Origin of the sequence: Streptomyces sp. NBC_00209 (assembly GCF_045206345.1) — a bacterium.
Classification (GTDB): Bacteria; Actinomycetota; Actinomycetes; order Streptomycetales; family Streptomycetaceae; genus Streptomyces.
On sequence record NZ_CP108121.1, the window covers coordinates 3,101,787 to 3,126,388 of the forward strand.

At 72.4% G+C, this 24,602-nt stretch carries 25 protein-coding genes; 14 read left to right on the top strand and 11 right to left on the bottom strand.

The window, feature by feature from the left end; all coding sequences use genetic code 11:
- Window positions 1-3 precede the first annotated feature (3 nt).
- Window positions 4-174 carry a hypothetical protein gene (locus OG867_RS13870; protein WP_406285475.1) on the bottom strand — a complete coding sequence of 57 codons (171 nt, stop codon included), beginning with the start codon at window positions 172-174 and terminating at the stop codon, window positions 4-6.
- A 349-nt stretch (window positions 175-523) separates the two neighbouring features.
- On the opposite strand from OG867_RS13870, the gene OG867_RS13875 reads away from it, so the two are divergent.
- Window positions 524-2,593, top strand: coding sequence for a HelD family protein (locus tag OG867_RS13875; RefSeq protein ID WP_406285477.1), 2,070 nt, complete (start codon window positions 524-526; stop codon window positions 2,591-2,593).
- A 53-nt stretch (window positions 2,594-2,646) separates the two neighbouring features.
- Here the strand turns inward: OG867_RS13875 and OG867_RS13880 are convergent, their stop codons facing one another.
- Window positions 2,647-5,283, bottom strand: coding sequence for a glycoside hydrolase family 9 protein (locus tag OG867_RS13880; RefSeq protein WP_406285480.1), 2,637 nt, complete (start codon window positions 5,281-5,283; stop codon window positions 2,647-2,649).
- Between the two features lie 465 nt (window positions 5,284-5,748).
- Window positions 5,749-6,438 (bottom strand): copper homeostasis protein CutC, encoded by a 690-nt coding sequence (locus OG867_RS13885; protein WP_406285482.1) that lies wholly within the window; start codon window positions 6,436-6,438, stop codon window positions 5,749-5,751.
- A 323-nt stretch (window positions 6,439-6,761) separates the two neighbouring features.
- On the opposite strand from OG867_RS13885, the gene OG867_RS13890 reads away from it, so the two are divergent.
- Window positions 6,762-8,963 (top strand): heavy metal translocating P-type ATPase, encoded by a 2,202-nt coding sequence (locus OG867_RS13890; RefSeq protein WP_406290945.1) that lies wholly within the window; start codon window positions 6,762-6,764, stop codon window positions 8,961-8,963.
- 23 nt (window positions 8,964-8,986) lie between these two features.
- Here OG867_RS13890 and OG867_RS13895 read toward each other — a convergent pair whose 3' ends face one another.
- Window positions 8,987-9,538 (bottom strand): GNAT family N-acetyltransferase, encoded by a 552-nt coding sequence (locus OG867_RS13895; RefSeq protein ID WP_406285484.1) that lies wholly within the window; start codon window positions 9,536-9,538, stop codon window positions 8,987-8,989.
- A gap of 41 nt (window positions 9,539-9,579) precedes the next feature.
- A complete protein-coding gene (locus tag OG867_RS13900) occupies window positions 9,580-10,194 on the bottom strand; it encodes a GNAT family N-acetyltransferase (RefSeq protein ID WP_406285486.1) in 615 nt (204 codons plus the stop codon).
- A 136-nt stretch (window positions 10,195-10,330) separates the two neighbouring features.
- On the opposite strand from OG867_RS13900, the gene OG867_RS13905 reads away from it, so the two are divergent.
- Both OG867_RS13905 and OG867_RS13910 read left to right on the top strand, forming a co-directional pair.
- Window positions 10,331-10,882: a hypothetical protein gene (locus OG867_RS13905; RefSeq protein WP_328901481.1), complete on the top strand. Its 552-nt coding sequence runs from the start codon at window positions 10,331-10,333 to the stop codon at window positions 10,880-10,882.
- Window positions 10,879-11,427: a hypothetical protein gene (locus OG867_RS13910; protein ID WP_406285489.1), complete on the top strand. Its 549-nt coding sequence runs from the start codon at window positions 10,879-10,881 to the stop codon at window positions 11,425-11,427. The genes OG867_RS13905 and OG867_RS13910 overlap by 4 nt, the downstream gene beginning before the upstream one ends.
- 29 nt (window positions 11,428-11,456) lie before the next feature.
- Here OG867_RS13910 and OG867_RS13915 read toward each other — a convergent pair whose 3' ends face one another.
- On the bottom strand, window positions 11,457-12,128 hold the full coding sequence (locus tag OG867_RS13915; RefSeq protein WP_406285491.1) for a maleylpyruvate isomerase family mycothiol-dependent enzyme: 672 nt from the start codon (window positions 12,126-12,128) through the stop codon (window positions 11,457-11,459).
- Between the two features lie 278 nt (window positions 12,129-12,406).
- Here OG867_RS13915 and OG867_RS13920 point away from each other — a divergent pair, with 278 nt between their 5' ends.
- From OG867_RS13920 to OG867_RS13930, 3 genes are read left to right on the top strand one after another with little or no spacing between them, the layout of a single operon-like run.
- Window positions 12,407-12,766: a hypothetical protein gene (locus OG867_RS13920; RefSeq protein ID WP_328901478.1), complete on the top strand. Its 360-nt coding sequence runs from the start codon at window positions 12,407-12,409 to the stop codon at window positions 12,764-12,766.
- Window positions 12,763-13,554: a hypothetical protein gene (locus tag OG867_RS13925; RefSeq protein ID WP_328901477.1), complete on the top strand. Its 792-nt coding sequence runs from the start codon at window positions 12,763-12,765 to the stop codon at window positions 13,552-13,554. The genes OG867_RS13920 and OG867_RS13925 overlap by 4 nt, the downstream gene beginning before the upstream one ends.
- A gap of 32 nt (window positions 13,555-13,586) precedes the next feature.
- Window positions 13,587-14,495 carry a transporter substrate-binding domain-containing protein gene (locus OG867_RS13930; RefSeq protein ID WP_328901476.1) on the top strand — a complete coding sequence of 303 codons (909 nt, stop codon included), beginning with the start codon at window positions 13,587-13,589 and terminating at the stop codon, window positions 14,493-14,495.
- A 31-nt stretch (window positions 14,496-14,526) separates the two neighbouring features.
- On the opposite strand, the gene OG867_RS13935 is transcribed toward OG867_RS13930, so the two are convergent.
- The 3 genes from OG867_RS13935 to OG867_RS13945 form a co-directional block, all read right to left on the bottom strand.
- Window positions 14,527-15,390 (bottom strand): biotin-dependent carboxyltransferase family protein, encoded by an 864-nt coding sequence (locus OG867_RS13935; protein WP_406285494.1) that lies wholly within the window; start codon window positions 15,388-15,390, stop codon window positions 14,527-14,529.
- Window positions 15,387-16,025 carry an allophanate hydrolase subunit 1 gene (locus OG867_RS13940; RefSeq protein WP_406290947.1) on the bottom strand — a complete coding sequence of 213 codons (639 nt, stop codon included), beginning with the start codon at window positions 16,023-16,025 and terminating at the stop codon, window positions 15,387-15,389. Before OG867_RS13940 ends, OG867_RS13935 begins: the two co-directional genes overlap by 4 nt.
- Before the next feature lie 110 nt (window positions 16,026-16,135).
- Entirely contained in the window at window positions 16,136-16,885 is a 750-nt protein-coding gene (locus OG867_RS13945; protein WP_406290950.1) for a LamB/YcsF family protein, read from the bottom strand.
- Window positions 16,886-17,059: 174 nt separating this feature from the next.
- Between OG867_RS13945 and OG867_RS13950 the strand changes: the two genes are divergently transcribed.
- The 6 genes from OG867_RS13950 to OG867_RS13975 all read left to right on the top strand — a co-directional run bounded on the left by OG867_RS13950 (window position 17,060) and on the right by OG867_RS13975 (window position 22,859).
- Window positions 17,060-17,785, top strand: a complete 726-nt coding sequence (locus tag OG867_RS13950) for a GntR family transcriptional regulator (protein WP_406285497.1) — start codon at window positions 17,060-17,062, stop codon at window positions 17,783-17,785.
- Window positions 17,786-18,072: 287 nt separating this feature from the next.
- A complete protein-coding gene (locus OG867_RS13955; RefSeq protein WP_406285500.1) occupies window positions 18,073-18,804 on the top strand; it encodes a DUF969 domain-containing protein in 732 nt (243 codons plus the stop codon).
- A complete protein-coding gene (locus tag OG867_RS13960; RefSeq protein ID WP_406285503.1) occupies window positions 18,801-19,769 on the top strand; it encodes a DUF979 domain-containing protein in 969 nt (322 codons plus the stop codon). The genes OG867_RS13955 and OG867_RS13960 overlap by 4 nt, the downstream gene beginning before the upstream one ends.
- A 67-nt stretch (window positions 19,770-19,836) precedes the next feature.
- Entirely contained in the window at window positions 19,837-20,865 is a 1,029-nt protein-coding gene (locus tag OG867_RS13965; protein WP_406285505.1) for a DUF2891 domain-containing protein, read from the top strand.
- A 29-nt stretch (window positions 20,866-20,894) separates the two neighbouring features.
- Window positions 20,895-21,542: a hypothetical protein gene (locus OG867_RS13970; protein WP_328901472.1), complete on the top strand. Its 648-nt coding sequence runs from the start codon at window positions 20,895-20,897 to the stop codon at window positions 21,540-21,542.
- Window positions 21,543-21,632: 90 nt separating this feature from the next.
- Window positions 21,633-22,859, top strand: a complete 1,227-nt coding sequence (locus OG867_RS13975) for a Cmx/CmrA family chloramphenicol efflux MFS transporter (protein WP_328901471.1) — start codon at window positions 21,633-21,635, stop codon at window positions 22,857-22,859.
- 37 nt (window positions 22,860-22,896) lie between these two features.
- On the opposite strand, the gene OG867_RS13980 is transcribed toward OG867_RS13975, so the two are convergent.
- Both OG867_RS13980 and OG867_RS13985 read right to left on the bottom strand, forming a co-directional pair.
- On the bottom strand, window positions 22,897-23,172 hold the full coding sequence (locus OG867_RS13980) for a DUF4031 domain-containing protein (RefSeq protein WP_328901470.1): 276 nt from the start codon (window positions 23,170-23,172) through the stop codon (window positions 22,897-22,899).
- On the bottom strand, window positions 23,169-23,561 hold the full coding sequence (locus OG867_RS13985) for a hypothetical protein (protein ID WP_328901469.1): 393 nt from the start codon (window positions 23,559-23,561) through the stop codon (window positions 23,169-23,171). The genes OG867_RS13980 and OG867_RS13985 overlap by 4 nt, the downstream gene beginning before the upstream one ends.
- Before the next feature lie 98 nt (window positions 23,562-23,659).
- On the opposite strand from OG867_RS13985, the gene OG867_RS13990 reads away from it, so the two are divergent.
- Window positions 23,660-24,577: a MurR/RpiR family transcriptional regulator gene (locus tag OG867_RS13990; RefSeq protein WP_328901468.1), complete on the top strand. Its 918-nt coding sequence runs from the start codon at window positions 23,660-23,662 to the stop codon at window positions 24,575-24,577.
- Window positions 24,578-24,602: the final 25 nt, after the last annotated feature.

The window sequence follows — 24,602 nt, forward strand, 5'->3', positions numbered from 1 at the left end:
GCGTCAGCGCCGCCGCACCCCCGCCTCCTCCGCGTACTCGCCGAGGACGGCGACGCCGAAGGCCGCCTGCGCGAAGACCTTCACGGCACGCAGGGCGCCGGAGGCGCGGTTGTGGGGGTGGCCGGGGGCCGCGGTGGCCCCGGTCCTTCGCGGGTCAAGGGTGACGGTGCTCATGTATCCATGGTGCTCCGGACGGATACGCCGGGGCGTCGCCCCGCAGACGGAAGCGCGACGCCCCCCGCGTACGCCTGCGGTCGCACGGCATCCCCTACGGGAGGGACGACCCACCCCCGTAAACCATTCGCGCCCACCCCCCGCCCCCCGGTACACTCCCCGGTCTGCCCGCCTCCCGCACCGTGGTACCGGCGGCCCCCAAGGGGCCCTTCCGGCAGCCGGGGGAGCGCCGCCGACCGGACGGAAACCGGCCGACAACCGTACGCACGATCGATCCCCGAGCGGACCGCACACCCCCCAAGGGTGAGACGCGGTCCGTCGTCCTGCGTTGAATGCCGGAGGCAACACCGTGCCCGCGCACGAATTCGAGAGCGACACCACCACCGACCCCCTCGCCCATGAACGCGCCCATCTCGCGGCGTCCCGCGCCGCGCTGCGCGCCATGCGGGAGGACGCCCAGGCCCTGGACATCCGCGACGTCACCGCGAACTGGGTGAACGCGGCGGTGCTCCAGGCCCAGATCGACGAGCGCATCAAGTCGCTCGCGGACCTGGCCCACACCCCCCTGTTCTTCGGGCGCCTGGACTATCTGCACATCGTCGGGGCGGCGGAGGCGGAAGGCGCGGAGGGCGAGCAGTTCTACATCGGGCGCCGCCATGTGCACGACGCGCAGGGCGACCCGATGGTGATCGACTGGCGCGCCCCGGTCTCCCAGCCCTTCTACCGCGCCTCCCGCAAGGACCCGCTGGACGTCGGCCGCCGGCGCCGCTTCGGCTACACGGGCGGCGACCTCACCGCGTACGAGGACGAGCACCTGACCGACCCCGCCGAGGCCGAGCAGACGAGCAAGCTGCTCCAGGCGGAGATCGAGCGCCCCCGCGTCGGCCCCATGCGGGACATCGTCGCGACGATCCAGCCGGAGCAGGACGAGATCGTCCGCAGCGAGCTGGGCGGCACGGTCTGCGTGCAGGGAGGCCCCGGCACCGGGAAGACCGCCGTCGGCCTGCACCGGGTCGCGTATCTGCTGTACGCGCACCGCGAGCGCCTGGCCCGCACCGGGACCCTGGTCGTCGGCCCGAACCAGTCCTTCCTGCACTACATCGAGCAGGTGCTCCCGGCCCTCGGCGAGCTGGAGGTCAAGCAGGCGACCGTCGAGGACCTGGTCACCGCGCACATCGAGGTCCGGGGGACGGACGAGGCCCCGGCCGCCGTCGTCAAGGGCGACGCCCGCATGGCGGAGGTGCTGCGGCGCGCACTGCGCTCGCACGTCACCCCGCCGACCGAGCCCGTGATGGTGGTGCGCGGCTCGCGGCGCTGGCGCGTACCGGCGTACGAGATCGAGGAGATGGTCCAGGAACTGCTGGCCCGGGACATGCGGTACGGCGCCGCGCACGAGGCGCTGCCGCAGCGCATCGCGCACGCCGTGCTGGTGCGGATGGAGGAGGCGGGCGAGGCGCCCGACGACCGGGTGCAGAACGCGGTGGCCCGCACCCCCGCCGTGAAGGCGGCCGTGAAGGCGGTCTGGCCTGCCGTCGAACCGGCGAAGCTGGTCCTGCGGCTGCTGTCCGACCCGGAGTTCCTGGCGGAGCACGCGGAGGGGCTGCTCTCCGAGGACGAGCAGAAGGCGATCCTGTGGCTCAAGCCCGCCCGCAGCGTGAAGACCGCCCAGTGGTCGACGGCGGACGCGGTGCTGATCGATGAGGCGGGCGACCTGGTGTCGCGTACGCACTCGCTGGGCCATGTCGTGATCGATGAGGCGCAGGACCTCTCCCCCATGCAGTACCGCGCGGTCGGCCGGCGCTGCTCGACCGGTTCGGCGACCGTCCTCGGCGACCTGGCGCAGGGCACGACGCCCTGGTCGACGCAGAGTTGGGAGCAGGCGCTGCACCACCTGGGCAAGGGGGACGCGCTGGTGGAGGAGCTGACGGCCGGATTCCGCGTGCCGCGCGATGTGATCGCGTACGCCTCGCGGCTGCTCCCGGTGATCTCGCCGGGGCTGGCGCCGGTGGAGTCGGTACGTGAGTCGCCCGGTTCGCTGTCCGTACGGGAGGTGGGCGTCGATGGCCTGGACGCGGCGGTGGTCGCGGCCTGCGAGGAGTCCCTGACGCACGAGGGGTCGATCGGCCTGATCGCCGCCGACGCCCGCGTTCCGGCCCTGGCCGACGCGCTGACGGCGGCCGGTCACACGTACCTCTCCCCCGGCCAGGAGACGACCGCCGAGTCCCGGCTGACCCTGGTCCCGGCCTCGCTGGCGAAGGGCCTGGAGTACGACTACGTGGTGCTGGACGAACCGGCCGCCGTGGTCGACGGCGAACCGGACGAACGCACGGGCCTGCGCCGCCTGTACGTGGCGCTGACCCGTGCGGTCTCCGGCCTGACGGTGCTTCACGCCTCGCCGCTGCCGGAGGAGTTGACGTGACGAAGTGAACGGGGGCGGGAGGACCTACGTCCACTCCCGCCCCCGCCCGGTCATCAACCGGCGGTGCAGGCCCGCCCGTTCAGCTTCCCGGTGCCCGGGTCGGCTGCCGGTCCCGTGCGGCTGCTGTTGAACCCGAAGTCGATCGAGGCTCCGGGTGCGAGCGTCCGGTTCCAGGACAGCGGCGTGGCCGTCACCGTCCTTCCGTACTGGCCGAGTTCGGCGCTCCAGGTGTGGCTGAGCTTCTGGTCGCCGGGCAGCAGCCAGGTCAGGGACCACGGGGTGACGGCCTTGCCGCCGGTGTTCTTCACCGTGACCGTGGTGGTCGAGCCGGTGTTCCACGGGTGCGAGGAGTACGTCACCGTGCAGGCCCGCTCCGGCCCCGTGGCGTCGCCCGCGTCGTCCAGGTAGGAGGCGATGTAGGCCAGCGGGGCGTTCCAGTTGACGGCGACCTCGTTGGTGGCGTACGAGCCGTTGTCGTCCAGGTAGCACATCGCGGCCGCGCACCCCTTGAGCTTCGAGGCGGCCTCCGGGTCGCCCGAGGTCGGGGCGGTCAGGTTGGGCCCGCCCGCGAGGGACCCGGCGGGCGGGTGCGGCAGGGACGGGTCGGACTCGTGCGCCCAGAACCGGTGGTGCTGGTTCTGCGAGTACCGCTCGCCGTAACCGGTGACGTACGACTGGTTGAGCGGGTTGCGCCCGAAGAGGTAGTCCGCGCCGCGCAGCACGGCGTCCCGGTATCCGGCGTCACCGGTGAGGTCGGCGGCGGTGGCGAGCACGATCATGTTGTTCAGGACCTGGCTGTTCGAACCCCAGGCGTAGTTCAGGTCCTTGGGCGCGTACGGCACGCCGTACAGCTGGTCCTCGGTCTGCGCCTGGTACTGGTCGGCGGCCGTCGTCACGACGTTCCGTACGTCCGCGAGCTGGGCGGCCGTCAGGTCGTTCGGGACCGTGGCCAGGGTCAGCACGCCGAGCCCGGCGGTGCCGCCCCACCACATCCCGCCGTCGGCGGGGAAGGCCGCGTCCACGTCACCGTGCAGCGGGGAGTCCAGCAGCGCCTGCCGGTACGTGTCCTCGCCGGTCGTGGTGAACAGCTCGGCGGCGGCCCAGTAGAACTCGTCGCGCACGTCGTTGTCCTCGTACGTCCCGCCCCCGACACCGTCGGCCGGGCTGGCGTACACCGCCGGATGCGCCTTCGCGGCGGCCCACGCCGTCTCGGCGGCGGTACGGCACTGGGCCGCGAACTCCGCGTCGAACGGGGCGTACAGGCGGGCGCACTGGGCGGCCGTCGCGGCGAGGTTCAGGGTCGCGGCGGTCGTCGGCGGGTGCAGTTCGCGCTGCTCCGGGTCGAGTTCGGGCCGCATCGGGATGCCGGTCCAGTTGGCGTCGTGCACCTTGTGGTGGACCATGCCCGCCAGCGGCTCCCCGGCCGGGACCTGCATGCGCATCAGGAACTCCAGCTCCCAGCGCGCCTCGTCCAGGATGTCCGGCACGTCGTTGCCGTGCTCGGGCACCCGCAGCGCGCCGTCGCCCAGCTCGGCCGCCTCCGCGCCGTCGGCGGTCAGCGTGCGCTCGTAGGTGTCCATCAGCTCGGCGACCGCGATGCCGCCGTTCACGACGTACTTGCCGTGGTCCCCGGCGTCGTACCAGCCGCCGCGCACGTCGAGCCGGTAGTCGCAGACGCCCGCCTGGCAGGGCACGTCCGTGTCGCCCTTGTTCGGCGCCACACCGAGGTGCCCGGCCGGGCGCGCGTACTCCTCGCCGACCAGGTCCGCGTCGATCGCGATGCCGCTGCGGTTCTGGTAGAAGTACGCCAGCGAGTCGGACCGGAGGCTGTCGTAGAGGTCCGCCCGGATCGAGAAGGGCTCGCTGACCTGCCCGTCCGCCTCGATCGTGAAGCCGTCGCCGGTGGCGGTGGCGTCGCTGAAGTCGAAGGTGTGCACGTTCTGCCGCGAGGTCGGGTCCTCGCCGCCGGGCTTGGTCGTCCCGCTCGCGACAGTCGTCCCGTCGGCCGCCTTCAGCGCCCACGGCAGCGGGTCGGTCGCGTCGGTGACCAGGGTGCCGGTCTTCGGGCCCTTGGGGAGATAGCCGACCTGGTTGACGCGCACGGGCGACCCGGTGTCGGGCTCGTACACGGGCGGTTCGGCGCCCCCGCGCAGCGACACGTCGTCCACGCAGAAGGTCGCCGCGTTCGCGCCTCCGCCGACCTGGAAGGCGACCTGCGCGGCGTCCTGGTCGGCGGCGGCGGTGAAGACGTGCGTGTGCACGGTCGCCTCGGCCCCGATCTGATCGGTCGCGGAGAGATCGGTGGTGTACGGCTCCGTCGCGATCTGCACGTTGGTGTGAATGGACAGCGGTACGGTCGAACTCGCCGTGTACGTAAGGGTGTACGCCTCCCCCGCGACGAGCGGCAGGTCGTTCTGCCCGACGATCGCGTCCCACGGATTGGCGGTCCCGCCAGGAACGTCGGCACACAGCCGCCCGTCCACGACGGCGACCGGCGCATTGGCCGTCGACCACCAGGGCGCGACCCCCGCGGAGAAGTCACCATTCGTGATCTGCTCCGGAGCGGGGTCGCCGTCGGCGGCGACGGCACCGGGCGCGCTGAGAATCCCGCCGCAGAGCGCGGCAGCGGCCAGCACGCCGAGCGCCCGCCGTCGGCGCCGGACGGAGGAGGGGGGTGAGGAGGCGTTCACCGAGGGCCTTTCGTCGTGGGGACGGAAGAAGACGGCGATGGGAGCGCTCCCACAACAGACGGGCATGCCGGGGAGGCGCGCCATGGGAGCGTTCCCATCACCGCGTGGCCATTGTGGGGCGGGGGACGCGGGTTGCGCCAGGGTCATGACAGGAAGACGTTCCGCGCCGCCGCTTGATCGCCCCGGTCCGGGCCGAGGGTTCCGTCCTCAAACGCCGGACGGGCTGACTTTCCAGGGCACGCCGGTCACTCGCGGGGGCGACCCCCCAGCGCCGCCGGGCAATCTCAGCCCCTCCGGCGCTTGAGGAGCGGGGGCACGGGGGCAGCGCCCCCGAAACCACGGCGCCGCACGCGGGCGGCGCACCCACGCCCGCCCAATCCAGCCCCTCCGGCGCTTGAGGAGCAGGGGTCCGGGGGCCGCGCCCCCGCAGGAACGGGGCGCAACGGGCGCCCCCACGCCCCGCGCCTAGCGGTCGAGCACCGCCCGCCACTCCCGTACCGCATCCGCGTCCACCGGCCCGCTCCACCCATCCGACCGCGCCGCACCACCGATGTGCACGGCGTCAATCCCCGCGTCCAGGAGCGCCGGAAGGTGCTCCAGCCGCAACCCGCCCCCCACAAGAATCCGCGGCTCGTACCCGGGCTCGCCCCGCCGCCCCGCCTCAGCCACCAACGTCGGTATCCCGGCGTCCACACCCGCCGCCGCCCCGGCCGTCAGATACGTGTCCAGGCCCGGCAGATCCGCAAGCGCCTTGCGCAGCGCGTCCCGGTCGGCCGCCCGGTCGATCGCCCGGTGGAACGTCCACCGGCAGCCGTCCAGCGCGGCGACGAGCCGTTCGACCGCGACGAGGTCCGGGTTCCCGTCCGCGTCCAGGAAGCCGAGGACGAACTCGTCCGCCCCCTCCGCCCGCAGCTCACGCGCCTTGCGTACGAGTATCTCGACGTCACCGGCCGCGAAACCGTCGGCGACCCTCAGCATCACGCGCAGCGGAATGTCCACCGCGGCGCGAATCGCCGCGAAGGTCGCGCAGGACGGGGTGAGGCCGTCCGCCGCCATGTCGGTGACCAGCTCAAGCCGGTCCGCACCACCCGCCTGGGCAGCGACCGCGTCCTCCGCGTCGAGAGCGATCACCTCCAGGACTGCACGGTTGCTCATGGGATCCCAATCCTCCAGGAAGCAGCTACAGGTCTAGTCCAATGGCCCAGCCTACGGGGCGGTAGGCCGACGGCGCAGCCCTGACCGTGAACGTGAAGATACGCGAGGCCGAACGGCCGACGGGCGACCGACCGGCGCGGTCCGCGCACCCACAGAGGATCACCCTTGCTTCGGCATAGGGGGTGGGGGTATACAGGGGATGAGGAACAGATACCCCTAGGGGGTACCCGGAACGGAGTACCCAGGGACCACCACGAGGAGGGCCCGTGCCCGCGCACACCGCACACACCACAGAGGCCGGGGTAGAGCTGGTCATCGGCGGCATGACCTGCGCCTCCTGCGCGGCCCGCATCGAGAAGAAGCTCAACCGGATGGACGGCGTCACGGCCACCGTGAACTACGCCACGGAGAAGGCCCACGTCACCTACGACGGCGCCGCCGCCTCCGTACAGGACCTCGTCGCCACGGTCGAGAAGACCGGCTACACCGCGCACGAACCCGCACCTCCGGCACGTAGAACGGAAGAGGCGGCCGTACCCACCCCGCAGGCGCCCGACACCCTGCGGCAGCGGCTGATCACGGCCGTGCTCCTCGCGGTGCCGGTGATCGCGATGTCGATGATCCCGGCGCTCCAGTTCGACAACTGGCAGTGGCTCGCGCTCACCCTCACCGCGCCCGTCGTCACGTACGCGGGCCTGCCGTTCCACCGGGCCGCGTGGACCAACGCCCGGCACGGCGCGGCGACGATGGACACGCTCATCTCGCTCGGCACGTCGGCCGCGTTCCTGTGGTCGCTGTGGGCACTGTTCTTCGGCACCGCCGGGATGACCGGCATGACGCACCCGTTCGAGCTGACCATCGGCCGCACCGACGGCGCGGGGAACATCTATCTGGAGGCGGCCGCCGGCGTCACCGCGTTCATCCTCGCCGGGCGCTACTTCGAGGCCCGGTCGAAGCGGAAGGCGGGCGCCGCGCTGAAGGCGCTCCTCGAACTGGGCGCCAAGGAGGTCACCGTCCTGCGCGACGGCCGCGAGGTGACCGTGGACACGGCGGACCTCCGCGTCAGCGACCGCTTCCTCGTGCGCCCCGGCGAGAAGATCGCCACGGACGGCACGGTGGTCGAGGGCTCCTCGGCGGTCGACGCGTCCATGCTCACCGGCGAGTCCGTCCCGGTCGAGGTCTCCACGGGCGACACCGTGACCGGCGCGACCCTCAACGCGGGCGGCCGCCTCGTGGTCGAGGCGACCCGCGTCGGCGCGGACACCCAGCTCGCCCGGATGGCGAAGCTGGTCGAGGACGCGCAGAACGGCAAGGCGGCGGCGCAACGCCTCGCGGACCGGATCTCGGCGGTGTTCGTCCCCGTGGTCATCGCGCTCGCGCTCGGCACGCTGGGCTTCTGGCTGGCGGACGGCGCGGGGCTGACGGCCGCGTTCACGGCGGCGGTGGCGGTCCTGATCATCGCCTGCCCCTGCGCGCTCGGCCTCGCCACCCCGACCGCGCTGATGGTCGGTACGGGACGCGGCGCCCAGCTCGGCATCCTCATCAAGGGCCCCGAGGTCCTGGAGTCCACCCGCCGCGTCGACACGATCGTCCTCGACAAGACCGGCACGGTCACCACGGGCCGCATGACCCTCCAGGCCGTCCACACGACCCCCGGAACCACCGAATCCGACGCCCTCCGCCTCGCCGGAGCCCTGGAACACGCCTCCGAACACCCCATCGCCCAGGCGGTGGCGACCGGAGCCGCCGAACGCACGGGCACCGCTCTTCCCACCCCGGAGGACTTCGCGAACGTCCCCGGCCTGGGCGTGCGGGGCGTGGTGGACGGCCATGCGGTCCTCGTCGGCCGCGAACAGCTCCTCGCGGAGTGGGAGATACGCCTCCCGGCGGACCTGGCCGCCCGCAAGGCCGAGGCGGAGGCCGCCGGACGGACGGCCATCGCGGTCGCCTGGGACGGCGAGGCGCGCGCGGTGCTCGAAGTGGCCGACGCGGTGAAGGACAGCAGCGCGGAGGCGATCGGACGCCTGCGCCGCCTGGGCCTCACGCCCATCCTGCTGACCGGCGACAACCGGGCGGTGGCGGAGTCGGTCGCGGCCGAGGTCGGGATCGACGAGGTGTACGCGGAGGTCATGCCGCAGGACAAGGTGGACGTCGTCAAGCGCCTCCAGACGGAGGGCCGCTCGGTGGCGATGGTCGGCGACGGCGTGAACGACGCCGCCGCGCTGGCCCAGGCCGACCTGGGCCTGGCGATGGGCACCGGCACCGACGCGGCGATCGAGGCGGGCGACCTGACCCTGGTCCGCGGCGACCTCCGCGCGGCCCCGGACGCGATCCGCCTGGCCCGCCGGACCCTGCGCACGATCCGGACGAACCTGTTCTGGGCCTTCGCGTACAACGTGGCAGCGCTGCCACTGGCCGCGGCGGGCCTGCTGAACCCGATGATCGCGGGGGCGGCGATGGCGTTCTCGTCGGTCTTCGTGGTCGGCAACTCGTTGCGCCTGCGGGGGTTCCGGGGGGAGGCGTAGGCGCGGACCGTACGCCCCCGTTGTCAGCTCCGGCGCTCCGCCCACTCCTCGTACAGCAGGCCGTAGACCACCCGGTCGTACCAGCGGTCGCCCACGCGGACGGCGGAGCGCCGGCGTCCTTCCTCCACGAACCCGGCGCGCCGGAAGGTCCGCATGGCGCGCTCGTTGCCGCTCCAGGTGTCAAGTTCGACGCGCCGGATACCGCACGCGCCGAAGAGGTGTTCGAGGAGCAACCGCAGGGCCTCGGAGCCGTATCCGCCTCCCCAGTGGCTGCGCTCGCCGATGGTGATGCCCACCGTCGCCTGCCGGGTGAACGGTTCGACGTCGCGGTAGTCGACGGTGCCGATGACCCGCCCGTCGGCCAGGTCCTCCACGGTGAGCGATGCCTCCGTACGCGGGTCCTGCCGGAGCCGCGCGTCGTGGAACCCCTCCAGGGCCTGACGGGTGATGGGCCCGTAGTGCGGGTCGCCACCGGTGGCCCAGTGCACGACCTCGTGGTCGTTGCGCCATCGCAGGTGGGCGTCCAGGTCGGAGGCGTGCAGGGCGCGGATTCGAACGAGCTTTCCCTCAATCATGCGGTGATCGTAAAGGAGCCGGTACGGCGTACGACCGGCCCTCAGCGCGCGATCCGCGCCTCCAGGCGCCCCCGTACGTCGGGCCACTCCACGGCCGTGACGGAGAAGATCGCCGAGTCCCGAAGCAGCCCCTCCTCGCCGGGCGCCCAGGAGCGGGACCAGTTCCGCAGGACGCCCTCGAAGCGCGCGCCCACCGACTCGATCGCGGCCCGCGAACGCCGGTTGCGCGCATCGGTCTTGAGGTCCACCCGCGAGACGCCCCACTCCTCGAACGCGTGCCGGAAGAGCAGGTACTTGGACTCGGTGTTCACCCCGGTGCCCTGCGCGGACGCGGCGAGCCAGGTGAAGCCGACCTCGATGGCGGTGAGACTGTCGTCACCCATCCAACAGCGCGGCTCCCAGAAGGCCGTGGCCCCGATGATCCGCCCGGACCCCCGGTCCACCTGGACATAGGGCGCCAGCTTCCCGTCGGCGGCCCGCCCCAACTGGGCGTCGATATACCCCTCGACCTCCCCCGGCCCGGGCACCCAGGTGTAGCCGTAGGAACTCCGGTTCTCCTGCCCCGCGAGCAGAAGCCCCTCCGCGTGCCGGTGTTCGAGCGGTTCGAGCCGCACCCGAGAACCTTCCAGAACCGGCCCCACCAGCACGAAAGTCATCGCTCACCATCCAGTCGACACCCAAACTCAACGGGCCCACGCCCGCGCGTAGATTCCCAGAGCCACACCCTCCGTGTCGCCCGAATATGGCCGCACGCCCAACCCCGTTGTCAGTCCCCCCGCCTACGCTCGCCGCATGACTTTTATCGACAGTGCGTACGAGTTCCCGGGCCACGAGGTCAACCTCGTGTTCGCCCGGGGGCTGTCCCGGGACGCGCTCGTGGCGGGGGTGCGGGGGCAGCATCGTGAGGCGCTGGCAGAGGGAGAGGCGGGGGGTTGGGCATGGGCGGTGCATGACATGGCCAACTGGGAGATCGAGGACTACGACAACATCGACTACACGCGCATCTGCGCGTCCGGGGGCGAGATCGTGGTCATCGTGACCGAGCCGTGCAGCGCCAAGGCGCACGGGCCGGACTTCACGTATCTGCGCGACGGGAAGTGGATCGTCCACTTCAGCTTCGAGGACGTGGAAGAACGCGTCGGCGACAACCCGGACTACATGTCCGCCGAACTGCTCGCCGCGAATCTCATAGGCCCCGACGCGGAATGCGTCGCCTGGGAGACCGATCCGAGCCACGACTGCGATGTGCACGACTTCGACAAGAGGGAGCGGATCATGCGCGCGATAGCCGCCTGCTTCGGCCTGCCCTCACCGCCGCTCGCCCAGGAGGTGGCGGCGGCATGAGCGCACCCTTCATCGCCCCGGACACGTTCGTCACGTACGCCAAGGGCCTCGACCTTCCCACCCTGAGCGGGATCTACACGGACCTGGGCCTCCCCGCCCGTACGCAGGGCGCATCCGACGTCTGGGCCTGGCTGACGCACGACGCGGCGACGTACAAGGGCGGCGACCTCGCGACGCGGGCGGGATACCTCACCGGATTCCGTTACGAGGAACGCTTCGGCCGTCCCAATCCCCTGGAAACCGTGTTCCTGGCCTCCACCCCGGCCTGCGCGTGCCCCCATGGGCAGAACTACTCGGTCCCGCACTGCGAGGTGCACCCGTTCCACTTCATCAACACCAGGCGCGGCTTCTCGACCACGTGCTTCAACATCGGCGCCCGCCGCGAGACCCGCCGCTCCGGCGACCTGCTCGTACGCGAACTGCTGGCCGCCGGGATCGTCGGCCGGGAGACCCCGCGTTACGAGACCGAGCCCGGGTTCAACGCGGACGGCGCCGTGACCCTGCGGATCATCGCCGACCGCTTCGGCCTGCCCGCCACGGCCTGAGCGGCGGGCGCGCCGCACCGCACCTCGCCTCAGCCGAAGAGGTTCAGCTCGCCCTCCCGCGCCCCGGCCAGCTCGTACCGCGTGCCGGTCAGCGGCCGGCCCGCGTACAGCCGGATCAGCGTCGCCCCGTCCCCGGCGTACCGGCCCCGCGCACGGCCGCCGTCCTCGGGGCCGCCGTCCTCGGGGCCGAGCCGCAGCTCCCCGTCCGCGCCGGTCAGCCGGGCGGTGAGCGGGACCGGGCTCCGCTTCCGGCTCACCGCCGCGAGGAGGTCCAGGGCGGGGGCGAGTCCGACCCCCGCATAGGCCCCCTCGGCACCGAACGCCTCACGCACGTCCCCCGCGTGCACCCACTCGCCGAGCGCGATCCCGTCCATCGCCCCGCCCCCCGCCGCGATGACCGCGCCCGCCCCGGTCATCCCGCGTTCCAGCTCGTCCACGATGCGCGCGTTCGTCCAGTCGGCCCGCTCCGCGATGTCCCGGTCGTTGGCCTCGGGACTGAACACCCCCGGCTCGAACCGGCCCTCCACCACCCGCGTCAGCGCGGCCCCGCAGTGCGCGAGCACGTCCCGTACGGTCCAGCCGGGGCAGGCGGTGCGCAGCTCGAAGTCGCGGTCGTCCGCCTCGCGCAGCAGCGGCACGAAGACGTCCCGTTCGGTGCGCAGCAGGAGGCCGGGCAGTTCCGGATCACGTTCGTCAGCCATGGCCACAACATAGCGTCCGCCGTCGGCACCGTCGGCCGGGAGAATCCGCGTCACGAGACCGAGCCCGGCTTCGACGCGGACGGCTCTTGCGAAGGACGGCCTATTTCTTACGGAGAAATGACGTTGTCTCAACTACCTTGTAAGTCACGATAGTTGTCTCAGGAAACGCCAAGTCCCCTGGAGCCCTCGTGTCCGTACTGCTCGATCTTGCCGACATGTTGCCCCCTCACCTCACTCGACTCGCCTCCCGCTTGGCCGACGGAGTGCTGCAGAGGACCGTGGACCAGATCGCGGACCGGGGCCTCGAAGCGGGCGAAGGTGTCTTCCGCGGTCTGGTAGGGCGGGACGCTCCGGAGGGTGACGACGAGTCGGCACTCACTCCGCGGACCGCCGGCGAGATGGACCGCAGGCTCGGGGAGCTGACCGACACCGAGCGCGCCCAGCTCGGCGCGGCGATCCTCGCCTGGCTGCGGACTCCGCAGAGCGAGCGCCGCGACCTCGTGGATCTGGTCGTCGCACAGCAGCGCGAGCCCGCTCCGGCCTCTTCGAGCACCACCGTGACGTCGTACGGCAACGACAACACGGTGATGGGCAACGTCGAGACCTTCAACCAGCACGTCAGAAGAGACCGGCCGTGAGGGAGCGCCACGGCGACTCGGACCAAGCCTCGGCCCATTCGACCGGTGACAACAATCTGGTCGTGGGCCGGGTCAACACGCTCTCCCAGATCTTCTACGAGCGGGCCACGTTCGCCATGGGCTGGGCGTTCCTCGTCCTGGCCGCCGCCCTCGCGGGCTACGCCGTGGCGAACTGGCCCGGTGGTTCCCGCAAGCAGTACGTGGGCTTCTTCGCCTTCCTGCTCCTGGCCGCCGTCGCCGCCGTGTGCCATATCGGGGTACGCAAGCCCGACAGCGGCCACAGTGGCGGCGTCGGACCGCACGCGCGACGCCAGGAGTTCCGGAAGGGCGCCCGACCCCGGCTGCCCGACCTGCTGCTGATCGCCGCGCTCGTCTTCTCCCTGCTCAGCTGGTGGTCGTTCGAGAACGTCGTCCGCAACGGCGAGGTGACCGCGACATTCGACGTGCACGGCTCGCGGCCCCTGACCGGAGCGCCGGGCAGCGTGCTCACCATGAAGCTTGTGAAGCCCGACCGCGCGGACCTGAGGGACCGGCTCCGCCTCACCCTCCGCATCGGGGAGGACGACCCGGACGCCCCGGCGTGCTCCCACAAGACACGGGTCGATCTCACGGCGGTCACCGCGGGGGTCACCCCGCACGAGGCCGACCTCCCCGCCCGCTCCACGACCGACTTCGCCCTCGGTGATCTCACCGGCCGGACCGGCGCGGTCTTCGAGATCCGGGTGCGCACCGACGAGGGCTGCGCCCTGCGTCTGGTGGGCTGGCAGGGCATCCTGCACAACGACTGACGGCGCACGACTCAAAGGGAGCGAGACTTGAGATGGCAGGAGCATTCCGGAACCGGCGAGCGCTGACCGTCCCCGCCGCCATGGCGACGGCCCTCGTCTACGTGTCCGCGACCGGCTGCGATTCCGAACCTCCGTCGATCCTGAGCGACCGTACGGAGGTCGCGGCCAAGAGCGACCAGCCCGGTACGAGCTACTCGCCGCACGACGGCGAGTACAACGGCTTCGACATCGCCGTCGTCGGCAACCTCATGAACATGCTCGGCTACGACACCCCGCGCTTCAGCGGGGTGCTGTCCAAGAACCGCGCCAAGCTGCTGCACGACGGCGACGTGCAGCTCGTGGCAGCCACCTTCTCGATCACCCCGACCCGGATGGCGCCGAAGGACGAGGGCGGCGACGACCTCGACTTCGTCGGCCCGTACGCCTCCACCCTGCAGGGCTTCCTGATCCACAAGGACGACGACAGGAACATCCGCACGCTGGCCGACCTCGACGGCAGGACCGTCTGCGTATGGAGGGGCACCACGTCTGCCAACGAGCTCAACAAGCCGTCCCACAACACCATCGTCACGCGTGTGGAGGAGGACGCGAAGACCTGTGTCAACGCGCTCAAGGCCAAGGAAGTCGACGCGGTCTCCACGGATCAGCTGATCCTGTACGGATTCATGCAGGCCAACCCGACGCTCAGGGTGGTGCCCGGCCTCAAGTTCGGCGAGCCCAACGACTACGGCATCGCCATGGCCAAGGGCCACCGCAAGGACTGCGTCCGGCTGCGCGACGTGCTCAAGCAGTACGTCCGCCAGGCGACGTCCTGGGAACGCGACTTCCAGAACAGCCTGCCCAAGGTGCCCAAGGAGACCCGGGACGAGGCCAAACCGACCGAGGACGAGATCATGGCCCTGTCCTGCGTGGACCGTCCGGGCGACAGCCCCGCCGACTGACCGACGCCGCTGATGTCCCCTCGCGCCGGGCTCACCCCCCGGCGCGTACGAACCGCACCACTGTCCCCGCCGCGGCCTGGGCCGCCGCCGCCAACGCGGGTTCGGACACAACCCCCACCACGGGGTAACCGCCCGTCGTCGGATGGTCGTTGAGGAACACCACCGGCCGGCCGTCCGGCGGCACCTGGACGGCGCCGAGCACCATGCCCTCGCTCGGCAGCTCGCCCGCACGAGCGCGCTCCAGAGCCGGTCCCTCGGTGCGCAGGCCGATGCGGTTGCTCTGCGGCGAGACCCGGTACGCGGCCGTGGTCAGCGTCCGCAGCGCCTCGTCGGTGAACCAGGCGTGCCGGGGGCCGAGGTGCACGGGCAGGACCAGCACCTCGGGCACGGCCGGCCACGGCACGGCGTCGACCGCGACGGGCTGCGCCACCTCGTGACCGAGCGGCAGTACGTCCCCGTCGCGCAGCGGCGCGGGGCCCAGCCCGGAGAGCAGGTCCGCGGACCGGCTGCCGAGCACCGGTTCCGGCAGCAGTCCGCCCCCGAACGCGACGTAGCTGCGCAGCCCCCGCGTCGCGGGGCCGGCGTCGAGCACCGCGCCCGCCGGTACGCGGACGGGTGCGCCCCAGGCGACGGGCCGCCCGTCGACCGTGACCCGGCAGGGCGCACCGCCGACGACGGCGACGACCGGCCGGTCCGGGCGGACCGCGCAGCCGGTGACGGTCGTCTCCAGGACCGCCGCCGTGCCGGGATTCCCGGCCAGCCTGTTGGCGAGCCGGTGGGAAGGGGCGTCGAGGGCGCCGGACCGGGGCACCCCGAGGTGCGCCCAGCCTCCGCGCCCCGCGTCCTGGACGGTGGTCAGGGCCCCCGCCCGGACCACCTCGATCCGGCAGGTCACGACCGCACCTCCGAGGCGACGAAGCGCACCCGTGTCCCGGGGCTCAGGAGGGCCGCCGGTTCCCGGGCCGGGTTCCACAGCTCCGCCTGCCGGGACATCCGCCCGATGATTTGCCAGCCGCCGGGCGACGAACGGGGGTAGACCCCGGTGTACGGCCCGGCGAGGGCCAGGGCCCCGGCCGGAACGCGGGTGCGCGGAGTCGCGCGGCGCGGCGTGTGCAGGTGCTCGGGGAGCCCCGTGAGATAGCCGAAGCCGGGAGCGAACCCGCAGAAGGCCACCCGGAATTCGGTCCCGGCGTGGATGCCCGGCACCTCCTCCGCGGTGACGCCCCAGGCGTCGGCCACGTCCGCGAGGTCCGGGCCGTCGTAGACGACGGGGACCTCGACGGCCTCCCCGTCGTCGTGCCGCAGGGGCGGTATGTCCCAGGAGACGAGCGCGTGGGCGAGCGCGGCGCGGCCCTCCGGAGTGCGGTCCGCGATGCCGTCGAGCAGGACGGTCCGGGCCCCGGGCACGATCTCGCGCACCGCGGGCAGCTCGCCGCGCGCCCGGCGCCGCAGCAACTCGGCGTGAAGGGCCCGGGCATGCTCACCGCAGGACAGCTCGACCAGCAACGCACAGGGACCGGCGGGAAGCACCCGGAGGCCGGCGGGGCCGGCCGACTCGGTCCCGCCACGGCCGCCCCGGGCCGGCAGACCGGAAGACCGGGGATCCCCCACCGTCCCCTTCGCGGCGCCCGCTCCTCCCCTCACCCGAACGCCCGCACGGCCACGCCCGCCGCTTCCAGCGCCGACCGGACTCTGTGTGCCAGCGCCGCCGCGCCCGGGGTGTCCCCGTGGACGCACAGTGAGCGTGCGGCGACCGGGATCCGGCTTCCGTCCCCGGCGGTGACGGAACGGTCCACCGCCATCCCGACGCTGCGGCGCACGACCTCGTCCTCGTCGTGCAGCACCGCACCGGGCTCGCTCCGGGGGACGAGGGTGCCCCCCGGGGTGTACGCGCGGTCGGCGAATGCCTCCTCGACGGTGGCGAGACCCACGGCCGCCGCGTGGCCGAGCAGGCGCGAACCGGGAAGTCCGAGGACCGCGAGGTTCCCGCCCGCCATCCGGACCCCTGCGACCACGGCCGCGGCCTGGTCGTCGTCCCAGACGGCGCGGTTGTACAGGGCACCGTGCGGTTTGACGTACGCCACCGTGGAGCCGGCCGCCTCGGCGAAGACCCGCAGCGCACCGATCTGGTAGGCGATCTCCGCGGAGAGTTCCGCCGGGGGCACGTCCATGGAGCGGCGCCCGAAGCCGGCCAGGTCGCGGTAGGAGACCTGGGCGCCTATCACGACCCCCCGGGCCGCGGCCGCGTCGCAGACCCGCCGCATCACGGACGCGTCGCCCGCGTGGAAGCCGCAGGCGACATTGGCACTGGTCACGCAGTCGAGCAACGCCTCGTCGTCGGTGAGGGTCCAACGCCCGAACCCTTCGCCGAGATCCGCGTTGAGATCCATCACATGCGCTTGGTCCGTCTTGCTCACCGGGTTCGTCAGATCCATCACGGGGCGCACGCTAGCGATTGTTCAACAATTCGACAAGACCCGGAGGGGAGGCGGCGACGCCAGTACGGTTCACTGATCACAGGGTGCGCACCCGCACGACGTGCGCCGGGGAGGCAGGGGACGGGCATGGCGGAGACTGCGATCGACCGGACCGCTCCGGACCGTCCGGAACATGCGGAGCCCGCGCCGGACGGCGCGCCCCTCGCCCGGTCCGGCACTGCCGAGCGGGTCGCCGTCACCCTCCGGGACCGCATCGCCGCGGGTTACTTCCCGCCGGGCAGCCGGCTCTCCGAGGAGAGCATCAGCGGCGCCCTCGCGGTGTCCCGGAACACCCTGCGCGAGGCGTTCCGCCTGCTCTCGCACGAACGCCTCCTGGAGCACCGGCTCAACAAGGGCGTCTTCGTCCGCGTCCTCGCCGTGGACGACCTGGTCGACATCTACCGGGTCCGGCTCCTCGTCGAATGTGCGGCCCTGCGGAACCTGGGCGCGCCACCGTACGACCTGACGGCCGTCGAGGCGGCCGTGTCGACGGGCGAACGAGCGGCGCTCGCGGACGACTGGGCCGTCTGCTCGACTGCCAACATCCGCTTCCACCAGGCCCTGGCCGGCCTCGCGAACAGCCCCCGTACGGACGAGCTGATGCGCAGTGTCCTCGCGGAACTCCGGCTGGCGTTCCATGTGATGGCCGACCCACGCCGGTTCCACGAGCCCTACCTCTCCCGCAACAGGGAGATCACCAACAGGCTCGCCGAGGGCGACGCGGCGGGCGCGGAGCGGATGCTCGCCTTCTACCTGGAGGACTCGCGGCGCCAGCTGGCGGAGGCGTACGCGGAGCGTCTGACCGCACGGTAACCCGACCTCGGGCGTCCGACCGCACGGTAACCCGACCTCGGGCATCCGACCGGCGGCGCCTCGACGCCGCCCCACCCGGAACGTTCCACGATCCTTCCAGCCCTCGGGCGCGAAGTCTCCAACGCGCACACGGCCCATGGCGCCCTCCGCCAGGACGGTCGCTTATTCGTGTACCTCACACCCTTGTGTGTTTGTTGAACAATCGCCTATGGTCTCGCGCAATACCCCCGTCCTGTCAGGACCGCGCAGCCTCGCCTGCACGTCCATGCGCGGAAGAAGGCCGACGCGTGATCGTTCTCCTCGGCGTGCTCGTGGTGATCCTCGGATTCGCCACCCGCCGCAATCCCCTCCTCGTGGTGGGTGTCGCCGGCATCGTCACCGGACTGCTCGGCAAGCTCTCCCCGCAGGAAGTGCTCGCCTCGTTCGGCAACAGCTTCGCCTCCGCGCGCTCCGTGACCGTCTTCGTCATCACCCTGCCCGTCATCGGGCTGCTGGAGCGGTACGGACTCCAGGAGCAGGCTCGTACGCTCATCGGCAGGCTGGGCGGACTCACCACCGGCCGCTTCCTGACGCTCTACCTGCTGATCCGGCAGCTCACCGCCTCCGTCGGCCTCACCAGCATCGGTGGACCCGCGCAGAGTGTCCGGCCGCTGATCGCCCCCATGGCCGAGGCCGCGGCCGAGGCGAAGGCGGGGCGCCCGCTGCCGCGGAAGCTGCGCGAGAAGGTCCGCTCACACGCGTCCGGCGCCGACACCATCGGCGTGTTCTTCGGCGAGGACTGCTTCATCGCCATCGGATCGATCCTGCTGATCACCGGCTTCGTGAACTCCACCTACGACCAGCACCTCGAACCCCTGCACCTGGCCCTGTGGGCCATTCCTTCGGCGATCTGCGCCTTCCTGATCCACGGCGCCCGCCTGCTCCACCTCGACCGGCAGCTGGAACGCGAACTCGCCGTCGCCGCCGCCGAGAACGACCTGACGGCCCACACCGAGGTCCGGGCGGAGGACGCCAAGTGATCAAGTCCGAGTACTTCTTCTGGCTGGTGGGCGCGGTGTTCCTCGTCATGGCCGCCCAGATGGCCATGGACCGCACCAACCCCAAGCGCTTCGGCTCGGCCGGCTTCTGGGGTCTGCTGGGCGCCGCGTTCCTCTACTCGACCGGGGTCGTCGACAAGTCCCTCCCCGCCGAACCGCTGGGCGTCGCCGTCCTGATCCTGATCGTCCTGGGCGGCTGCGGCCTCACCGGCAAGGGCGAGTCGCACACACCGCCCCGCGAGAAGCGGGCCGCCTCGGCCGCCCGCTTCGGCAGCAAGCTCTTCCTTCCGGCGCTCACCATCCCCGTCGTCGCGATGATCTGCGCGACGCTCGTGAAGGACTGGAAGATCGGCGGCGAACCCGTCCTGGAACCGGGTTACGAGACCATCCTCGGCCTCGGCGTCGGCGCCATCGCCGCCCTGGCGGTGGGCATGGTGCTGCTGCGCGAACGGAAGGTCTCCGTGCCGCTCCACGCCGGCCGCAACATGCTCGAATCGATGGGATGGGCGCTCCTCCTGCCGCAGTTGCTCTCCGTCCTCGGCTCGATCTTCCAGTCCGCGGGCGTCGGCGAACAGGTCGGAAGGATCACCGAGGCGGTCCTGCCGGACGGCCAGAAGTTCGTCGCCGTGGCCGTCTACTGCTGCGGCATGGCGCTGTTCACCATCGTCATGGGCAACGCCTTCGCCGCGTTCCCGGTGATGACCGCCGCGATCGGCTGGCCCGTCCTCATCCAGCAGATGCACGGCAACACCCCGGCGATCCTCGCCATCGGCATGCTGTGCGGCTTCTGCGGCACCCTCGTCACACCGATGGCCGCCAACTTCAACCTGGTCCCCGCGGCCCTGCTCGAACTCAAGGACCAGTACGGCCCGATCAAGGCCCAGCTCCCGACGGCCGCGGCCCTGCTGGTCTGCAACATCGCGATCATGAGCCTGTTCGCCTTCTGAACCACCGCGCCCGCCCCCGCACGGCTCCCGACCCGAGCAACCCGTCCACCCCTCTGGAGTGACCCCCATGTCCCCCGCGCTCCCCGCCGCGTACGCCGTGCCCTTCGCCGAACTGGCCCTCGCCAACGTCGTACGCGAATACCCCAACGCCCCGGCCCACCTCTACGGCGGCCCCGAGGAGCTGGTCGAGCCCCGCGCCCTGCACCCCGCGTTCTACGGCGGGTACGACTGGCACTCCACGGTGCACATGCACTGGCTGCTCGTCCGGCTGCTGCGCCGCTTCGCGCACACCGGCGACCTCCCCGCCACCCTCACCACCCGCGTCCGCGAAGTGCTGGACACCCACCTGACCCCGGAGAACCTCGCCGTCGAGGCGGCCTACCTGCGCGGGCGCCCGCACTTCGAGCGCCCCTACGGCTGGGCGTGGCTGGTGGCCCTGGCGGCGGAGTGCCGTGCGGTCGGCACCCCGGAGGGCGACCGCTGGGCCGACGCGCTCGCCCCCGCCGTGGAGGTGGTCGGCGAACTCCTCACCGGCTGGCTGCCCCGGGCCACGTACCCGGTCCGGCACGGCGTCCACCCCAACAGCGCCTTCGGCCTGGGCCTGGTCCTGGACGCGGGTCCGCGTGCCGGGCTGTCCGGTGCCGTCCTGGACGCGGTGGCGGACCGGCTCCGCGCCTGGTTCACCGAGGACCACGACGCCCCCGCCCACTGGGAGCCGTCCGGGCAGGACTTCCTGTCCCCGGCCCTGACCGAGGCGGACGCGATGCGCCGTGTCCTGCCCGCCGACGCGTTCCGGAGCTGGCTGGCCGGGTTCCTGCCGGAGCTCACCACGTCCCCGCTGCTCACCCCGCCCGTCGTCTCCGACCACGCGGACCCGCAGATCGGCCACCTCCTCGGCCTCACCCTCAGCCGGGCGGCAGCGCTCCGCACGATCGGCGACGCCCTGGGCCGGGGGCCCGTCCGCGACGCCCTGGCCGCTTCCGCCGAGGCGCACCTCGCCGTGGGCCTGCCCACGGTCTCCTCCGGTGACTTCAGCTCGGACCACTGGCTGGCCACCTTCGCCGCCCTGGCCCTGGACACCCCGCCCGGACACTGACCGTCCGGCACACGCCCTACCCTCGGGGCATGGACGACATGGCTCAGGCGCTCCGCACCCGCTGGCACGACGCCCTCGTCGCGGCCCGGGCCGGTGCGGAGGGGCCCGATCCGCTCCCGTACGCCGACAACCTCCTCGCCCGCTGGGCCGAGCCGCAGCGCAAGTACCACACGACCGCCCACCTCGCGGCGGTCCTGGACCGGATCGACACGCTCGCCGGGCACGCCGCCGACGCGGACGCCGTACGTCTGGCGGCCTGGTTCCACGACGCGGTGTACCGGCCCGACCGGTCGGAGAACGAGGAGCGCAGCGCGGTGCTCGCCGAGCGGGCGCTCCCGGAGGCCGGGGTGCCGGACGCGATGACCGGGGAGGTCGCCCGGCTCGTCCGGCTCACCGTCACGCACGACCCCGCCCCCGGCGACACCAACGGCGAGGTGCTGTGCGACGCGGACCTGGCCATCCTCGCGGCGCCGCCGAAGGAGTACGGGGAGTACGCGGCGCAGGTCCGCGCGGAGTACGGCTTCGTGCCGGACGAGGCGTTCCGGGACGGACGGGCGGCCGTACTGCGGCAACTCCTGGGACTGCCGCAGTTGTTCCGTACGCCGTACGGGACGCGGGAGTGGGAGCCGAAGGCCCGGCAGAACCTGCTGACGGAGCTCGAACTGCTCACGCGCTGACCGGGAGCGACCGGCGCCCGGGGAATGTGAGGAACGTTTCCGCTGTTGCCACCTGTCATGCCTGACTCCGCCGTGCGCACCCCTTCCCGTATGCCCCTGGCCGTATACATCCTCGGTCTCTCGGTCTTCGCCCTGGGCACGAGCGAGTTCATGCTCTCCGGGCTGCTGCCCCCGATCGCCGACGACATGGACGTGTCGATTCCGCGCGCCGGACTCCTCATATCCGCGTTCGCGATCGGCATGGTGGTCGGCGCCCCGCTGCTCGCCGTGGCGACGCTGCGGCTGCCGCGCCGCACGACGCTCATCGCGCTGATCTCGGTCTTCGGCCTCGGCCAGGTCGCGGGTGCGCTCGCTCCGACGTACGAGGTGCTGTTCGCGTCCCGCGTGGTCAGCGCGTTCGCGTGCGCCGGATTCTGGGCGGTCGGGGCGGCCGTCGCGATCGCGATGGTGCCGGTGAACGCACGGGCCCGCGCCATGGCGGTGATGATCGGCGGGCTGTCCATCGCGAACGTGCTGGGCGTCCCGCTGGGCGCGTTCCTCGGCGAGAACCTGGGCTGGCGGTCCGCTTTCTGGGCGGTCGGCGCGGCCTCTGCGGTGGCCCTGGTCGGCGTCGCGACGCTGATCCCGCGCATCCCGCTGCCCGCCGAGAAGCCGCAGCTCAAGCGGGAGATGGGCATCTACCGCGACCGCCAGGTGTGGCTGTCCATCGTGATCACCGCGCTCGCGGCGGGCGGCGTGTTCTGCGCGTTCAGCTACCTCGCGCCGTTGCTGACGGACGTGGCCGGTCTCGACTCCGGCTGGGTGCCGACCGTGCTGGCGCTGTTCGGCGTGGGCGCCCTGGTCGGTACGACGATCGGCGGCCGGGTCGCGGACGCGCACCTCTTCGGGGTGCTGCTGAGCGGGATCGCCGCGTCGACGGTGTTCCTGGCGGCGCTGGCGCTGTTCGCGTCGAACCAGGCGGCCGTGATCACGCTGTCGTTCCTGCTGGGCCTGTCGGCGTTCTACACCGCGCCCGCGCTCAACGCCCGGATGTTCAACGTGGCGGGCGCCGCGCCGACGCTGGCGGGGGCGACGACGACCGCCGCGTTCAACCTGGGCAACACGGGCGGTCCCTGGCTCGGCGGCACGGTGATCGACGCGGACTTCGGCTTCGAGGCGACGGCCTGGGCCGGGGCGGCGATGACCGTGGCGGCGCTGGTAACCGTGGTGTTCTCGCTGCGGCTCCAGCGGGCGCGCGGCTCGGCGGCCTCCCGGCTGGTGGCGCAGGGGGCGCCCAAGGGGGCGCCGGTGGAGTCGACGGAGTGCGCGACGGGCTGAGGCGTACGACGGGGGCGTACGACGGGGGCTTGAGGGCTTACGGCTGCGGCGCCGGGCGCCCCTTCGGTCGCCGCAGCCCCGCCTCGGTCAGCCGCCGGACGAGCTCCTTCGAGCCGATCTCCCGCGCCCCGGCCCGCACCGCGTCCTCGTACCGCGTGGCCGGGATGTCGTAGTGGTCGCGCTCGAACGCCCGCGCCGGGGCGCCGATGGACGCCGCGAAGGCGTGCAGCTCCTCGAAGGACACATCGCTGACCAGATGCGACCAGAGGCGCCCGTGGCCGGGCCAGGTCGGCGGGTCGATGTAGAGCGTCACGGCCGGAGTATCCCGCCGAGCGCGCCGACCGGGGCGACCGCCACCGCGGCCTTGGTGCAGACCCAGTGCGGGTGCGGCCCGAGCTCCGGCTCGACGTCCAGCGCGTGCGGGTCGCCCGCGTCGCAAACCGGGCAGAGCGGCCAGCGGCCGTACCGCTCAAGAAGCGCGTCCTGGACGTCCTGGGCGACGAGGCCGACGACGAACTCCGCGCCCTCCGGCCACTGCTCCACCCACCAGCGGCGGTGCGTCACGGCGTCCTCGACCAGGGACACGATCTGCGCCTCGGCGACGTGTCCGGCGGCGAGGTCGGCCATGACGAGGGCGCGGGCGGTGTGCAGCGCCTGCTCCAGGCGGTCGGGCCGGTCGGACTCCGGCGGATTCTGCTCCATGCAGCCATTGTCCACCCGTACGGCGGCGTCAACGGCTTCTGCCAAAGGTCACACCAAAGAGGGTTGACGCCCTTCCGACTTGAAAATATCTTTCAAAGGTGACCAATGACCTGAAGGAAAGTTTCAGTACGGACTCGCCGCCCGCCCCGGCGGCCCTCGCCGCCAAGGTGCGGACACTGGCGCCGTCCATGACCCGCTCCATGCAGCGCGTCGCCGAGGCCGTCGCCGGCGACCCGGCGGGCTGCGCCGCCCTGACGGTCACCGGTCTCGCCGAGCTGACGGGCACCAGCGAGGCGACGGTGGTCCGCACCGCCCGCCTCCTGGGCTACCCGGGCTACCGCGACCTGCGCCTCGCGCTCGCCGGTCTCGCCGCCCATCAGGAGTCCGGCCGCGCCCCCGCCGTCACCGCGGACATAGCGGTGGACGACCCCATCGCCGACGTGGTCGCCAAGCTGGCCTACGACGAGCAGCAGACCCTCGCCGACACCGCCGCCGGGCTCGACACGGTGCAGCTGGGCGCCGCGGTCGCCGCCGCCGCCACCGCGCGCCGGATCGACATCTACGGCGTGGGCGCGTCCTCCCTCGTCGGCCAGGACCTGGCCCAGAAGCTGTCCCGGATCGGCCTCATCGCCCACTCCCACACGGACCCGCACCTCGCGGTGACCAACGCCGTGCAGCTCCGCTCCGGCGACATGGCCATCGCGATCACCCACTCCGGCTCGACGGGCGACGTCATAGAGCCGCTGCGCGTGGCCTTCGACCGGGGCGCGACGACGGTCGCGATCACCGGCCGCCCCGACGGCCCCGTCACGCAGTACGCGGACCACGTGCTGACGACGTCCACGGCGCGCGAGAGCGAGCTGCGCCCGGCCGCGATGTCGAGCCGAACCAGCCAGCTCCTGGTGGTCGACTGCCTCTTCATAGGCGTCGCCCAGCGTACGTACGAGACGGCCGCCCCGGCCCTCGCCGCCTCCTACGAGGCACTGGCCCACCGCCACACCCCGCGCACCCGCTGACCGTCACCCGGACGCCCTCCGGCAG

Coding starts and splice junctions, on each gene's coding strand:
- OG867_RS13870 (WP_406285475.1), bottom strand. CDS start 174: ATGAGCACCGTCACCCTTGACCCGCGAAGGACCGGGGCCACCGCGGCC.
- OG867_RS13885 (WP_406285482.1), bottom strand. CDS start 6,438: ATGAGCAACCGTGCAGTCCTGGAGGTGATCGCTCTCGACGCGGAGGAC.
- OG867_RS13890 (WP_406290945.1), top strand. CDS start 6,762: ATGACCTGCGCCTCCTGCGCGGCCCGCATCGAGAAGAAGCTCAACCGG.
- OG867_RS13895 (WP_406285484.1), bottom strand. CDS start 9,538: ATGATTGAGGGAAAGCTCGTTCGAATCCGCGCCCTGCACGCCTCCGAC.
- OG867_RS13900 (WP_406285486.1), bottom strand. CDS start 10,194: ATGACTTTCGTGCTGGTGGGGCCGGTTCTGGAAGGTTCTCGGGTGCGG.
- OG867_RS13905 (WP_328901481.1), top strand. CDS start 10,331: ATGACTTTTATCGACAGTGCGTACGAGTTCCCGGGCCACGAGGTCAAC.
- OG867_RS13910 (WP_406285489.1), top strand. CDS start 10,879: ATGAGCGCACCCTTCATCGCCCCGGACACGTTCGTCACGTACGCCAAG.
- OG867_RS13915 (WP_406285491.1), bottom strand. CDS start 12,128: ATGGCTGACGAACGTGATCCGGAACTGCCCGGCCTCCTGCTGCGCACC.
- OG867_RS13930 (WP_328901476.1), top strand. CDS start 13,587: ATGGCAGGAGCATTCCGGAACCGGCGAGCGCTGACCGTCCCCGCCGCC.
- OG867_RS13945 (WP_406290950.1), bottom strand. CDS start 16,885: ATGGATCTCAACGCGGATCTCGGCGAAGGGTTCGGGCGTTGGACCCTC.
- OG867_RS13950 (WP_406285497.1), top strand. CDS start 17,060: ATGGCGGAGACTGCGATCGACCGGACCGCTCCGGACCGTCCGGAACAT.
- OG867_RS13965 (WP_406285505.1), top strand. CDS start 19,837: ATGTCCCCCGCGCTCCCCGCCGCGTACGCCGTGCCCTTCGCCGAACTG.
- OG867_RS13970 (WP_328901472.1), top strand. CDS start 20,895: ATGGACGACATGGCTCAGGCGCTCCGCACCCGCTGGCACGACGCCCTC.
- OG867_RS13975 (WP_328901471.1), top strand. CDS start 21,633: ATGCCCCTGGCCGTATACATCCTCGGTCTCTCGGTCTTCGCCCTGGGC.
- OG867_RS13985 (WP_328901469.1), bottom strand. CDS start 23,561: ATGGAGCAGAATCCGCCGGAGTCCGACCGGCCCGACCGCCTGGAGCAG.